Below are 14,280 nucleotides of genomic sequence, written 5' to 3'. Positions count from 1 at the left end.
TTTACTCTTCCTCTTTTTGTCCCATCATCATCAGATAGGCTTTCAAGAAAGGATCGATATTTCCGTTCATAACGCCGTCAACATCGCTAGTTTCGTAACCAGTGCGAACATCTTTTACCAATTTATAAGGTTGCATTACGTAGTTACGAATCTGCGAACCCCATTCGATTTTCATTTTGCTTGCTTCAATGTCAGCACGCTGTGCTTGCTGTTTTTTTAATTCGATTTCATACAATTGAGAACGAAGCATTTGCATAGCGCGCTGTCTGTTATCCTGCTGTGATCTTGTTTCAGAACACTGAATCTGGATTCCGGTTGGTTTGTGAACAAGCTGTACTTTCGTTTCAACTTTGTTTACGTTTTGTCCTCCAGCACCACTCGAACGAGAAGTTGTAATTTCGATATCGGCAGGGTTAATGTCAATCTCGATACTATCATCTACAAGCGGATAAACATACACAGAAACAAATGAAGTATGACGTTTTGCATTACTGTCAAAAGGCGAAATTCGAACCAAACGGTGAACACCATTTTCACCTTTAAGATATCCAAAAGAATAATCTCCTTCGAATTCTAAAGTTACGGTTTTAATTCCGGCTACGTCACCTTCCTGAAAGTTAAGTTCTTTTATTTTATAGCCATAACTTTCTCCCCACATCATGTACATACGCATCAGCATTCCTGCCCAGTCACAGCTTTCAGTTCCGCCTGCTCCCGCAGTAATCTGAACCACAGCGCTTAAACTGTCTCCTTCGTCAGAAAGCATGTTTTTGAATTCGATGTTTTCAATGTGTGCTTGAGCAACATTATATTGTTCATCCAATTCATCTACAGAAAGTTCTCCTTCTTTGTAGAAATCATAAGCAAGCTGTAATTCTTCTGTAAGAGAGACTGCTTTATCATAATCTTCAATCCATTTTTTCTTGTTTCGAAGATTTTTTACAATGTTTTCTGCTTCTTTTGGATTGTTCCAAAAATCAGGTGCAAACGTTTTTTCTTCTTCGTTTGCAATTTCGATTAGCTTGGCATCAACGTCAAAGATACCTCCTCAACGCACCAAGGCGCTCCACAATACCTTTTACTTGTTCGGCTGTTGTCATAAATTAATTACTAGGTTTTATATGTTTTTTAGAATTATTACGTTAATTTGGTCTAGAGAAACTAGCGAGTTAAATTTTACCAAAACTTGCTGAGAATAACTATAAGTAATACGTAATTTTGCATACAAAAATAAGATATAGTTTTTAGAATATGGAAATAAATTTAATCAGCGATACCATAACAAAGCCTACTTATGAAATGCTGCAGTATATGTTTAACGCCCACGTTGGCGATGACGTGTACAAACAGGACCCAACGGTGATTGAATTGGAAAATAGAACAGCAGAGTTTTTTGGTATGGAAGCTGGACTTTTCTTTCCGTCTGGAACTATGGCAAACCAGACTGCAATAAAACTGCATACGCAGCCTGGCGAACAGCTAATAGCTGATAAATATGCTCACGTTTATCATTATGAAGGAGGAGGTGTTTCTTTCAACAGTGGCGTTTCTTGCTGCCTCCTAGATGGAAATCGTGGTATGATTACGGCGGCGCAAGTAAAAGCGGCAATAAACGATCCAGAATTTTATCATAGTCCATTAACCAGTTTGGTTTGTGTTGAAAATACAACCAATAAAGGCGGAGGCGCGTGTTACGAATTGGAAGATTTAAGAGAAATAAAAAAGGTTTGCGACGCTCATAATTTGAAGTTTCACTTAGATGGAGCAAGAATTTGGAATGCATTGGTAGCTAAAAGACAGAATCCTAGAGAATTCGGAGCTATTTTTGATACTATTTCGGTTTGTTTGTCTAAAGGTTTAGGCGCTCCAATTGGTTCTGTATTGCTTGGAAGTAAAGCTGATATTCACAGAGCGTTGAGAATCAGAAAGATATTGGGTGGGGGAATGCGTCAAGTTGGTTATTTAGCTGCGGCAGGATTGTATGCTTTAGCTCATAATATCGAAAGATTGGCAGAAGATCACCGCAGAGCAAAAGAAATAGCAAAAATCTTAAGCACAAAACCTTGGATTGCGTCAATTGAACCTGTAGAAACTAATATTTTGATTTTTTCGCTTGCAGAAGGCTACAGCGATCAATTATTAATTGAGAAATTAAAACAGAAAAATATATTAATAAGTTCGCTTGGACACAACAAACTTAGAATCGTAACACATTTAGATTACAAAGAAGTAATGCATACATATGTGTTGGAAACGCTTTCGAAGTTTTAGAGAAAGTTGCTAAGGCTCTAAGATTCTAAGTCTTCACAATAAAAGAAAAGCTCAGAAACTTAGAATCTTAGTTTCTTAGAATCTTATTTAAAAAGATTATCCATTCCAGGAATAGAAGGCATGTCCATTCTTGCAACAGCATCTAATTCTCTTTCGTTTACACTTGTTGCTTTTTCTATAGCTTTATTTAGCGTTACAATTAAGTAATCTTCTAGTTGCTCTTTATCTTCTAAAAGAGAATCGTCAATAGAAAGAGATTTTATTTTTCTGCTTGCTGTAATAGTAACTTTCAATAATCCGTCAGCGCTTTGTTCATCAATCAAAACAGTATCTAAACGCTTTTTTGTATCTTCAATTTTTTGTTGGGTTTCTTTAAGTTTACCCATCATTCCCATTAAATCCATTTTTGTTGATTTTTTAAATTATTTCAGACAAAATTAGTATATTGCTGTGTTAATTCAATAGAATATTTTATGAAAAAATTAATTTTGTTCTGTTGGGTTTGTGCTATTTTTGCGTCTTCATATTTAAAAATTAATGCTCAATCAATGCAAAATGATATATCGGCCCCAAAGGCTAAAATAATTCCAAAGACATTAAAAAAACATAAAGAAACTAGAATTGACAACTATTTCTGGCTTAATGACAGAGAAAACCCAGAGGTAATAGATTATCTGAATCAGGAGAATGCTTATTACGAAAGCATGACTGCCCACACTCAAAATTTGAAAGAAAGTCTCTTTGAGGAAATGAAAAGTAGAATTAAAGAAGATGACTCTTCGGTTCCTTATTTCTACAATGGGTATTTTTACATTACGCGTTTTGAAACAGGTCAAGATTATCCAATTTTCGCTCGAAAAAAGGGAAGACTTTCTGCAGATGAAGAAATTCTTTTTGACTGTAACGAAATGGCAAAAGGACATGCTTATTTCAAATTAGGAGGTTTGAGTATTAGCCCAGATAACAAATTTGCCAGTTTTGGAGTAGATATCGTAGGGAGAAGAATTTATACCATTCAAATAAAAAACTTAGAAACAGGCGAAATATTAGCAGATAAAATAGAAAATGTTACCGGAGCTTCTGTTTGGGCAAACGATAACAATACTATTTTTTATGTGAGACAAGATCAGGTGACATTAAGGGCTGATAAAGTTTTTAGACATAAATTAAACACTAGTTCAGAAAATGATGTTTTGGTTTATGATGAAGTTGACGATACTTTTAATGTTTCTATCAGCAAAGAAAAATCAAAAAAATACATTGTTATTGGCTCTGGAAGCACTTTGACAACTGAATATAGAATTTTGAATTCAGATAATCCTGATGAGGAATTTACGGTTTTCCAGCCCCGTGTGCGCGGATTAGAATATAGCATTTCTCATTACGAGGATTCATTTTATGTTTTGACTAATAAAGATAAGGCGACCAATTTTAAATTGATGAAAACGCCTGAAAGCAAAACAGGAAAGAAAAACTGGGTCGATCTTATTCCGCATAGAGAAGATGTTTTATTGGAAGATATTGAGATCTTTAAAAACTATTTGGTTGTTGAAGAGCGCTCTAACGGATTAAATCATATTCGAATCATGCCTTGGAATGGCGAGCCAGATTATTATCTTCCTTTTGGCAGTGAAACCTATAATGCTTACACTACAACCAATGTTGATTTTGATACCGATATTTTGCGTTACAGCTATCAGTCATTGGCAACTCCGTCTTCGGTAATTGATTTTAATATGAAGACCAAAACCAAGGAAATCTTGAAAGAGCAACAGGTTTTAGGAGGAAAGTTTGATAAAGAAAATTACATAGAAGAGAGAGTCTGGGCAACTGCCAGAGATGGTGTAAAAGTGCCAATTTCTATGGTTTACCGAAAGGGATTGGAGAAAAACGGTAAAAATCCGTTACTGCTTTATGCGTATGGTTCTTACGGAATTACAATGGATACGTATTTTTCTTCCACAAGGTTATCGCTCTTAGACCGCGGATTTGTTTACGCTATTGCGCATATTAGAGGAGGTGAGGACTTAGGAAGACAATGGTATGAGGACGGAAAACTGTTAAAAAAGAAAAATACCTTTACAGATTTCATCGATTGCTCTAAATTTGTAATAGACCAAAAGTACACTTCTCCCGAACATCTCTATGCAGAAGGAGGATCTGCTGGCGGACTTTTAATGGGAGTAATCGTAAATGAAGCTCCTGAATTGTATAATGGCGTTATCGCTCAGGTGCCTTTTGTAGACGTAATTACTACGATGTTAGACGACAGTATTCCGCTTACAACTGGAGAGTATGACGAATGGGGTAACCCAAACAATAAAAAATATTACGACTATATGTTATCGTATTCACCTTACGATAATGTAAAAGCGCAGGAATATCCTAATATGTATGTTTCTACTGGATTACATGATTCGCAGGTACAATATTGGGAGCCAGCTAAATGGGTTGCAAAACTGAGAGATTTAAAAATAAATAACAAACTTTTGTTTTTAGATACCAACATGGATGCAGGTCATGGCGGGGCTTCGGGACGTTTTGAGGCTTTAAAAGACTTAGCAAAGGAATTTAGTTTTTTATTAGATTTAGAAAAAATTAAAAGCTAATTAGAAATTTTTTGTTAAATTTGCAACCTATCAAGGTTAATTTAAAAAGGCCTTTGATTAACTATTTTTTTATGAAAGAAGAAATAACTGCTTATAATAATGTTTTAGAGTTAATAGGAAACACCCCCCTTATTAAGCTAAATAAAATTACCGAAGAGTTAGAAGGAAATTTCTACGCAAAGGTAGAAGCTTTCAACCCAGGTCATTCCTCAAAAGATAGAATAGCGTTATATATTATTGAAGAAGCCGAGAGAAAAGGAATTCTATCTCCGGGAGATACCATTATCGAAACTACCTCTGGTAATACAGGATTTAGTTTAGCAATGGTAAGCATTATTAAAGGTTACAATTGTATTTTGGCAGTAAGCTCAAAATCATCTAAAGACAAAATTGACATGTTGAGAAGTTTAGGCGCCAAAGTGTATGTCTGTCCGGCTCATGTTTCTGCAGATGATGAAAGATCTTATTATAATGTAGCCAAACGTTTGCACGAAGAGACAAAAGGGTCAGTCTACATTAATCAATATTTCAACCAGTTAAATATTGATGCCCACTACAACACTACAGGTCCAGAGATTTGGGAACAAACAAAAGGACAAATTACGCACTTAGTTGCTTGCAGCGGAACAGGAGGAACTATCTCTGGAACTGCAAAATTCTTAAAAGAAAAAAATCCGAATATTAGAATCTTAGGAGTTGATGCTTTTGGATCTGTATTGAAAAAATACCACGAGACAAAAGAGTTTGACAGCAAAGAAATTTACCCATATCGTATAGAAGGTCTTGGTAAAAACTTAATCCCATCTGCTACAGATTTTGATATCATTGATAAATTCATGAAAGTAACCGACGAAGAAAGTGCTCACTCTGCTAGAGAAATCACTAGAAAAGAAGGTTTATTTGTTGGATATACTTCAGGAGCAGTAATGCAAGCTATTAAGCAATATGCTGAAGAAGGAGAATTTACAAAAGACAGCAATATTATTGCCATATTCCCAGATCATGGTTCTCGCTACATGAGTAAAGTATTTAGCGATGACTGGATGAACGAGCAAGGTTTCTTTGATAGCGTTAATGAAGAAGAAGCTCAAAAAATTGAATTCGTAAAGTAATAAAAGTACTTTCAAAATATAAAACTCCATTCGTTCTTGAATGGAGTTTTTTTTTGTGATAAACTTTTCTCTGTGATAAGTTTTTTTTTGTAAAAAGTTAAAATAATTATTTTGTTGAATATACCGTATTTATACGTAAGAAATTGTGATTTTATTTGAGTTAAGTTTAATATTTTAATATTATTTATGATTTTTTAAAAATGTTTTTACCGTCAAAATGAATGAAAAACGTTATTTTAACGAATTTTTAGGCATTTTATCGGAAATTTTTCTTGTGAAAATTATAATAGTCTAGTTTTGAGGTGTTAAGATAACGAAAGTTGTTTAATCCCTAAAATCTACTATTATGAAAAAATTACTACTTACAATATTGTTTGTAAGTTTTTTGAATGTGAATGCACAAACACCGATTCAGGAATTTAACTTTAATGGTACTTTAAACAATACGGCAAATACAATTTCATTCATTGGAACCGACAATTATGTAGCTGATAGAGCGGGTGTTCTGAAAGGCGCTCAGCGGTTAAATAATAAAGCTTTAGAAGCAGTAATTGATAATCTGCCACAAGGAAAAAGCTCAAGAACAATCAGTATTTGGGTTAAATTCAACGATATTTCAAATGCAAATTATATTTGGGGTTACGGAAATCCTTTAAATGCTCAATATTGCGGTTTATTGCAGCAAGGAACAACTTCTTCTAACTCTGACCTAAGTTTAGCGGCTTGGGGAGCTTCTAATGATGTTATCGTATCTACACCGCTAGAAAAAAATATTTGGTACCATTATACTATTACCTATGAAGGTACTACTTCTAAGATATACCGTGACGGTAAATTACTGAAGTATCTGGAAGGTATGACTAGATCTACAAATGGCAATATTTTTAGATTGGGAGAAATCAATACAATGGTTGGAATAAATGCTGATATAGATGATTTAAAGATTTATAATATGGCTTTGACTCCAGTTCAGGTAAAAGAATTGTATGATAGCGAAAAGGTTTCTAATTTGTCTCCTGTGGGATCTGTAGAAGCTAAAACGGGAAAAACATTTGTAAAAGCAAAAACTGCAAGTGAAGCTATTATTACTTCAAATGAAGTTAACGATACAACTAAAAGTGTAGAAGTTTATTCGCAAGGACAAAAAATATTGGGAAGTAATGCAGCGAACATAGCAGATCTCCCTGAAGGGACTTATTTATTAAAAATTACCAGCACTGCATCAAAGAAAATTACTTCAAAATAAATGGTTTTTTAGTTTGTTTTTAAATGTTAGTTAGTATTTTTTTATTGCGTAAGCAATTGAGTTTTTGGAATAGTAAGGGAAGCTTTCTGGGATCAGGAAGCTTTTTTTAGTTTTAATTTCCCTTCTAAAGTTGTCTAAAATGCATGAAAGCATTATTGTTTTACGTGTTAATTATAATTTTGTGAGAATTATGCATTTGTGTGTAGGAATCGTTTGGTGATGCTGAATTAAAATTATAGTTTTAACAAAATTTATGAAAATAATAAACGAAAGTTTGAAGTCGAGAAAATGATTCAAATTGCTATTTTACACTATTTGCCCATTTACCACTATTCTGATAAAAACCTATAACTATGAAAAAAATATTACTCACGTTAATGTTTGTAAATTTTTTAACTGCCAATGCGCAAAATCCGGTACAGGAATTTAATTTTAACGGTAATCTTAACAGTGCTGATAATTCCATTTCTTTTTTAGGAACGCCACTTTTTGTTAACGATAGAATGGGAAGTCCCAAAAGCGCTTTGCGACTTACAAATAAAGCTTATCAGGCTGTAGTAGGAGAGCTTCCGCAGGATAATAAACCAAAAACTATATCGGTTTGGGTAAAATTTAATGCGGTGAATATTCCAAATTACATTTTAGGATACGGTGCAGCAGTAAACGGACAATATTTTGGATTAGTACAACAGCCCGTGTCTGGAAGCAATTCAGATTTGAGTCTGGTAGGCTGGGGAGATACAAATAATGTGATCGTTTCAGTGCCATTAGTAAAAGAAGTCTGGTATTTTTATAGTATAACTTATGACGGAAATGTTTCAAAAATCTATCGTAACGGCGAATTGTTAAAGTCTGCAGAAGGAATTCAGCGTTCGGCAAAAGGGTATATTTTAAATCTAGGGAAATTAAATACCTCAACGAGTATCAACGCAGATATTGACGATTTAAGATTGTATAGTGTCGCCATGACAGACGAACAAGTTAAAGAAGCATATAATAGTTCTAAGCCAAGTGGTTCGCCAGTAACCGAAGGCGCGCCTGTTTCAAGTCTTGCAACATCAAGTGCATCTAAAAAGACTGTTACAACACCTGCAAAAGCATCTGTACCGGCACCCGCAGCTTCTGTTGAAACAAATAAAAGCGGTAAAATTATTGAGGTTTTCTCTCAAGGAAGACAAATAATGAGTGCCAATGCTTCTAATATTACAGATTTGCCAGAAGGTACTTATTTGATTAAGGTTATTAATACGAATGGGAAGAAGTAAAGTTTCTTATTTGTCTTTTATATCGTAAAAAAGCCTTTTGGAATTTTGAACATGCCCCAAAAAGTTAGATATTATTTTGGGGCATTTTGTTCAATAAAAATTACACATTCTTTACTGAATATAAATTGTCAGTTATTTTTTCTTTAAAATAAGTAAAATAATCATCCTCATTAAGTCCAATTTCATATTTTTCCCATGGAGCCATTAAATTTTCATTCTTGTTAATATAAAAATTGATTAATGCTAGGATTTCTTCTCTATTAAAATCTTCTTCTTCTTCATAACTTTCAATTTTATCAAACTCATCATAATTATTTAGAACATTATAAATCATTAATAGTTGCTTCTTAAAATTATTTTCTCCAAACAAAATAATTGAATTTTTTAGCTTTGAAGTTGATTGGCTTGTTAAGTAAAAAATTGGTGAATATATTTTGTAAGGCTCCCCCCATTCAAATCTCTTTTCTTCAATTTTACAATTTGGTATTGTGCTTGTATCTATATAAGACATATTATTTCATATTTTTAATCCCATCTACTAAATAAACTTTCACATTAGGGAACATAGTAGCGAAATCTTGTATTACTCCTTGACAAGAAAGACAATAAGGAAGTTCAGAAGCAATTGTTATATTACCTTCGATATGAGGATAAACCTTTCCTTTTTTCGCACCTAATTTATGAGCAATTTCGCTTAATCCTACGTACTCTGTATCAAACTCTCTGCTCCAAGCTCCATCTGTATCAATATTACCTTCTTTATCTACTTTATAACTATCAAAAATCTGTTCATTTTTGTATTTGTCGCCACTTATTTTTATATTATTAGAATCTAATGTAACGTTATCAATTTTACCGTCAAAGTAAGCTAAATTTCTTTTATCAAATTGTTGTATTTTTTCTAAAAGTTCTTCACCAGAATATTTTTTCTTTAATTCATAAATTTGGCCTTCCCTAAATTCTTTAAAACTTTTCTTAGCTTTAGAATAATCGGCGGCAAAACCTCTAAAAACATTTCTATCTTCCATTAATTTAGATGGTTTGCCCATTTCAGTTCCATCACCAATACATTTGTTCCCACACTCATTTATAGGAGGACTAATTTCAGTAGTCGTTCCATTTGGTTCAACTTTATACCATTTTGTACCCTCTGCTCGTTGTACTCCATTTTCAAAAATAGTAATAGCTCCTTCGGTAGTGTAAACAATTTTACCTGTAGCCTCAGAAAGAGCTTTGGCACTTGCCAAGTCATTACAGGATAATAATACAATCTCTTTTTGCTCTTTGCTTAGTTTTTTACTTAATAGTTCACCAAACTCTTCGGGAGTTAATTCTGCTCCATCAACTAAGAATTTACCTTCGTCCGTAGCGTGTAAACTTATTGATATTTGATTTTCAGATTTTTTAAGAATCTTTTTAAAATTGTCGGCTAAAGTTTTTCGTAATTTTTTGCTAAGAGCCGGTTCTAACTTGGCTAAAGGAGTAATAACAAATTTACCAAATTTATCAACCCCTGCCTTTATAAATGGGCTACTAATTTTTGCAAATTTGCCCATTACCGCTCCAACAGCATCTAATCGATCTAAGGTTTGGAAAAATGTTGCCAATCCCTTAGCTTCACCTGCACCATAGAAACAAGAAATTACAACAAAACCAACTTCTCCCGTTGCATAAGATGCCATACAAGGATTTGCAGAATATTTATCCCATTGTTCTCCAGCTAGATCTCCAATTGTTGACCAGCTAAGTTTTGTTAGTCCATCCCATAATTTGACGGCTTGATCGTTTTCGTTTGTAATTAATTTAATTACCATTGAGGCTCCTTCGGGAATTCCTCCAACAGCACCAACTAAACCATTCCAAATACCACATGTAAAGGCAAAACCACAACGGCTTTCTGAGTACTTAGCTAAATCCTTGTTGTTGTTTGTAATAAAATCATTCATTTTATCCTTAACAACGCTAAATGTTATGTATGAATAGACCTGAGCAGGAATAGGGTTGTAATCTTTTTCATCAGGATTATAAAAACGAATAGGAATTTTCGCTTCTCCAATAACGCCTGCTAATCCATCCAACATTGCAGTTAATGGATTAAATGGAGTATAAGTACCATCAAATTTCGGTAATACATCAATTAAGGCCTGAAGATATTTATTCATTTCAGGTGTGCCTTTTCCTTCTATGCCATCACCTAAGAACGTTTTTATCGAAGGATCTTCAGCTTTTGTAAAATCAATTAATAAGCCAATTTCTTTTCCTTTTAGAGAAGATAAGTAATTGTTTATTTCAGTTTTCTTGGCTTCAGGAGTCTTAGAGTCAACTAAATATATTTTACATAGAGTTTTTGTATTTTTATTAATTCCAACTAATTGATTTAATATTTTTTGTTTTTCTGTTTCTGAAATTACCGTCGCTAAGTCGAAAAGATGTGCTTCTGTTGTACTAACTTCAGTTTTATCTTCAGTATATTTTTTATTTGCATTTTTACCTAAGTTTACTACATAATTAGCATAATCTCCATTTCCGTTACCTGAAGTGTTACTACCAACGCACCCTAAAATACCCGAGTAAATTTCTAATTTTTCAGCTTTTGCAATCTTATCAATTTTAGCTATGTATGTTGATAGGTCTTTTTTAGTAAGATCTGTTTTTATTTGAGAGTAATAAGTTCTAATATACTTTCTTTTACTACATTCTTCACTATTTTTATAGATTAACCAAACAACTGCTTTGTCTCCAATAGCATCTTTATAATTTACTGCAGCATAATCTGCGCCTGTACCATCAATTTTATATGTTTTAGTGTCTACATTCCAGATATAATTTACAGTCTTTCCATTTTCAGTACTTTCAAAACCTCCTAGCATCCCCTCTCCAACTACTGGAACCGGACTTCCGGAAATTATTGTACTTTCATTTGTTCTTACAAATTTCCAATCTGGTGTAAGTCCATATCCACCAGCCAAAGCCCCAGTAGAACTCTTCTGGAAACCATAGAATTTCCATCCGCCACTATGGATAATATCCCAGTCGTTATGAGATAATACAGTACCATTTCCATAATCCATTAATAGATTAGTTTTACCAGATTCTTCTTTACTTGAGAATGGATGTTTTAGACCGAAAATACCGTGTCCTAATTCGTGTGCGGCAGTTTGTAAGTTCCCACTATTAAATACGAAGGCATATTGTCCTCCAAGTGGCATGAAACCATCATAACCATCTTGGCCAGATTTTCCAGTGTATAAAACATAATAGGTCTTTTCGTTGTATTTAAAATCTGCATTAGATTCAATCTGGCTTATGATATCTATTTGTCCATCGGTGTAAACATTTAATAGATCGCTGTTGCCACATTCAATTTCAGATGGCAAAGTATTAATTTTTACATTTTGAGTTGTTACCGTGAAGCTTATACCAGCCTTATTGTAAACTTCATTAAGGAATTTTTCAGCATCGCCAACACTTGGAGTCGTTGCTCCATTAACACTTAAAAGCGTAACGCTTATTGGAGATTTTTTAGTCAAATGCCAAACGTTTAGTTTTCCAGCAATATCATATTTGCCTTCAACCGTTTTGGTAGTATCTTGAGCAGATTTAACTGGAGTTCCTTTTACTGTGGCAATAATACCGTCTTTTCCAAAATTCAAAGTCTTCTTAAGAGCAATTTTAGCAGTATTATCAGAAGTCCATTCTGCATCAACTTTTGCTCCAGCAATGGTTTTGAATACAACATCAGAGCTCTTTTTGCCTTTCGAAAATTCGGCTTTAGCTATAACATAATCATCTCCATTTAAGTCTGAAACGGCTTTGTAATTTACTTTGTAAACCTTTCCGTCTCCAGTCGGGATTACCTCATAACTGCTTTTAAGTTTTGCTGATCCGTTTTCTGGCTGTGGATCAAAGGCGTATTTACTGTCTTTACTGTCTTCAAAAGTTATTCTAACATCGGGAGATGAAATTTGTGCCACTTCTCCGCTTGATGACATTCCATTTGTATTTGAAGCTGTTGCTTTTCCACCAGGAGCAGGAGCGCCAATAGTTGGTGCGGCACTTCCGTTGGCAGGAATTGTAACTGTAGTTCCATTTTTATCCGTATAAACCTGATCATACGGAGATTTAGGAAGCGTTGTAACAGCTCCATTTTCACCCGTAATAGTTGTACTTCCATCAGGATTTAAAGTTGCAGATTTTACAATATAATCTAGTTTCCCTTCAATAGGTTTACCATCGCTTCCGAGGATATCTGTCAGGATTTGATCTCCGTCAGCCATTCCTTTCCAAGTCGGATCATAACTAGCGATAATCTCTCCAGAGATTAATTTAAAGTCTGTATTGATTCCGATGTTATCGAAAGTGATTCTAATACGAGAATATTTGCCAATATCTGGCCCGCCTGCTGCATTTGCTGCGTCGATAAGTGTACGGAATTTTTCTAAGAAAGGTAAAGTTACATAACCATCTCCGCTGAATTTACCATTGCTTCCAGTTGAATGTAAAACGACTATTGGGAAATCTCCAGCTTTTACAACGTCATTTGCAAAAAGTTCAGGAAGCGGATTTTTATTGGCTAAATCTGCAGGGTCTGGTTTGATACCGCAACCAACAAAAGCAATTTCATCCTTCGCGATAGTGGTAAATTCATGAACTGTACTATGAGTATATTTACCAACTTCACAAGATGCACCAACAGTATATTCGTAAGTAGCATTTGGCTTTAAATTACTGATGGTTGCAAATTCCCTTGGTGTAACTATTTTATACCAATCTGAATTGGCGTTTTTCTCACGGTAATTTACCTGATAATCAAAATTATCAATATCTCCGCTCCATGTTATTTTTGCCTGGTCTTGGCTGATATCGGTTGTAGTAATTGCCAGCGGTGCGGTACAATAGGTTTCGTAATCAAAAGCGAAAATTTCGCTGTATCCATTATTTTTAAAAACACCAATTTCTTCTGCGCCTAAAAGTGCTTTTGCTTTTACTCTCCAAGCGTATTTTTTTCCAGGAAGCAACTGTGGTTCTGAAATTCCATATTGTAATGTTGTAGAACGTGTGGTTGTTGTATAAAGAGGAGGAGAGTATAAAAATGCATTTTGTACTGGAGTATATTTATCCCAGATTTCTACTAAAGAAAATTCGTATTCAACATTGCTAACATTGATCTGACGTGGCGTCCAGCTGAAAATAATGTTCTGAATGTTCTGCTGCATAATAGAAGCATTATTCAGCGGAAGATTTAGAAACGGTGGATCGTTTTGGAAAATAATGGTGGTTACACTCGTTTTCTTCGAAAGCTTTTTGTTGGTTGCAAAATCATATACCTCAACAGAAAAATTATAAATACCTTCTGGAAGTGCTTGTGCATATTGATTCGGATTGATTCCGACAAGATTCTGATATTCAAAGTATGGTGCTAAATCTACATTGGTCAACTGGAGCGGTACTCCGCCTTCTAAGAAAAGATTACGTGCTCCGACAACAAAATCGTTGGTCATTAACGAAATAGACTGTCCTTGGAAATAACATTTCAGTCGTATCTGACGATTGGAAATTGTTAAATCGTTTAAAGCAATCTGTACTTTAATGGGACTGTTTATAGTAGTCGCATCGGCATAATTGCTTAAATAGATTGGCGATGGCTGTGTTATTTGAGTGCTAATTGTTACTGGATAAGTCTGTGCTATACCAGAAACTATTGCCGAAAGCCAAAACCCAAGGGTTAAGAATAGTTGAAATTGTAGTTTTTTTAGCATTTGGGTGTTTTTATAACT

9 protein-coding genes are annotated in these 14,280 nt (G+C 34.3%); 5 read left to right on the top strand and 4 right to left on the bottom strand.

The features are described from left to right. Nucleotide 1 precedes the first annotated feature (1 nt). Nucleotides 2-1,100 (bottom strand): peptide chain release factor 2 gene (prfB, locus tag BB050_RS00495; RefSeq protein WP_119789908.1). Its coding sequence is split into 2 segments (ribosomal slippage): nt 2-1,036 and nt 1,038-1,100, totalling 1,098 coding nucleotides; the frame shifts between segments, so codons are not numbered across the junction. A 151-nt stretch (nt 1,101-1,251) separates the two neighbouring features. On the opposite strand from prfB, the gene BB050_RS00490 reads away from it, so the two are divergent. Further along, the gene (locus tag BB050_RS00490) at nt 1,252-2,271 is read left to right on the top strand and encodes a threonine aldolase family protein (RefSeq protein WP_066032199.1); all 1,020 of its coding nucleotides are present in this window, start codon (nt 1,252-1,254) and stop codon (nt 2,269-2,271) included. Nucleotides 2,272-2,354: 83 nt separating this feature from the next. On the opposite strand, the gene BB050_RS00485 is transcribed toward BB050_RS00490, so the two are convergent. Continuing rightward, nucleotides 2,355-2,675 carry a YbaB/EbfC family nucleoid-associated protein gene (locus tag BB050_RS00485; RefSeq protein WP_008462685.1) on the bottom strand — a complete coding sequence of 107 codons (321 nt, stop codon included), beginning with the start codon at nt 2,673-2,675 and terminating at the stop codon, nt 2,355-2,357. Nucleotides 2,676-2,744: 69 nt separating this feature from the next. Between BB050_RS00485 and BB050_RS00480 the strand changes: the two genes are divergently transcribed. The 4 genes from BB050_RS00480 (at nt 2,745) to BB050_RS00465 (ending at nt 8,503) form a co-directional block, all read left to right on the top strand. Then, nucleotides 2,745-4,880, top strand: coding sequence for a S9 family peptidase (locus BB050_RS00480; RefSeq protein ID WP_066032198.1), 2,136 nt, complete (start codon nt 2,745-2,747; stop codon nt 4,878-4,880). A 71-nt stretch (nt 4,881-4,951) separates the two neighbouring features. After that, complete coding sequence (locus tag BB050_RS00475) at nt 4,952-5,992, top strand: PLP-dependent cysteine synthase family protein (protein WP_008462690.1); 1,041 nt, start codon at nt 4,952-4,954, stop codon at nt 5,990-5,992. A 346-nt stretch (nt 5,993-6,338) separates the two neighbouring features. Continuing rightward, nucleotides 6,339-7,238, top strand: a complete 900-nt coding sequence (locus BB050_RS00470) for a LamG domain-containing protein (protein ID WP_066032197.1) — start codon at nt 6,339-6,341, stop codon at nt 7,236-7,238. 353 nt (nt 7,239-7,591) lie between these two features. Further along, nucleotides 7,592-8,503 (top strand): LamG domain-containing protein, encoded by a 912-nt coding sequence (locus BB050_RS00465; RefSeq protein ID WP_066032196.1) that lies wholly within the window; start codon nt 7,592-7,594, stop codon nt 8,501-8,503. A gap of 100 nt (nt 8,504-8,603) precedes the next feature. On the opposite strand, the gene BB050_RS00460 is transcribed toward BB050_RS00465, so the two are convergent. Beyond that, the gene (locus BB050_RS00460; protein WP_066032195.1) at nt 8,604-9,014 is read right to left on the bottom strand and encodes a hypothetical protein; all 411 of its coding nucleotides are present in this window, start codon (nt 9,012-9,014) and stop codon (nt 8,604-8,606) included. A gap of 1 nt (nt 9,015) precedes the next feature. After that, nucleotides 9,016-14,262 carry a deaminase domain-containing protein gene (locus BB050_RS00455; RefSeq protein ID WP_066032194.1) on the bottom strand — a complete coding sequence of 1,749 codons (5,247 nt, stop codon included), beginning with the start codon at nt 14,260-14,262 and terminating at the stop codon, nt 9,016-9,018. Between the last annotated feature and the right edge of the window lie 18 nt (nt 14,263-14,280).

Origin of the sequence: Flavobacterium anhuiense, from assembly GCF_001705175.1 — a bacterium.
Classification (GTDB): domain Bacteria; phylum Bacteroidota; class Bacteroidia; order Flavobacteriales; family Flavobacteriaceae; genus Flavobacterium; species Flavobacterium anhuiense.
The sequence above is the reverse complement of the archived record's forward strand: the minus strand, read 5'-3'. Positions and strand labels throughout refer to the sequence as shown.

What these genes read in the sequence shown, in the direction of transcription:
- BB050_RS00485 (WP_008462685.1), bottom strand. Translation starts at nt 2,675, where the DNA reads ATGGATTTAATGGGAATGATGGGTAAACTTAAAGAAACCCAACAAAAA.
- BB050_RS00455 (WP_066032194.1), bottom strand. Translation starts at nt 14,262, where the DNA reads ATGCTAAAAAAACTACAATTTCAACTATTCTTAACCCTTGGGTTTTGG.
- BB050_RS00460 (WP_066032195.1), bottom strand. Translation starts at nt 9,014, where the DNA reads ATGTCTTATATAGATACAAGCACAATACCAAATTGTAAAATTGAAGAA.
- BB050_RS00470 (WP_066032197.1), top strand. Translation starts at nt 6,339, where the DNA reads ATGAAAAAATTACTACTTACAATATTGTTTGTAAGTTTTTTGAATGTG.
- BB050_RS00475 (WP_008462690.1), top strand. Translation starts at nt 4,952, where the DNA reads ATGAAAGAAGAAATAACTGCTTATAATAATGTTTTAGAGTTAATAGGA.
- BB050_RS00480 (WP_066032198.1), top strand. Translation starts at nt 2,745, where the DNA reads ATGAAAAAATTAATTTTGTTCTGTTGGGTTTGTGCTATTTTTGCGTCT.
- BB050_RS00490 (WP_066032199.1), top strand. Translation starts at nt 1,252, where the DNA reads ATGGAAATAAATTTAATCAGCGATACCATAACAAAGCCTACTTATGAA.
- BB050_RS00465 (WP_066032196.1), top strand. Translation starts at nt 7,592, where the DNA reads ATGAAAAAAATATTACTCACGTTAATGTTTGTAAATTTTTTAACTGCC.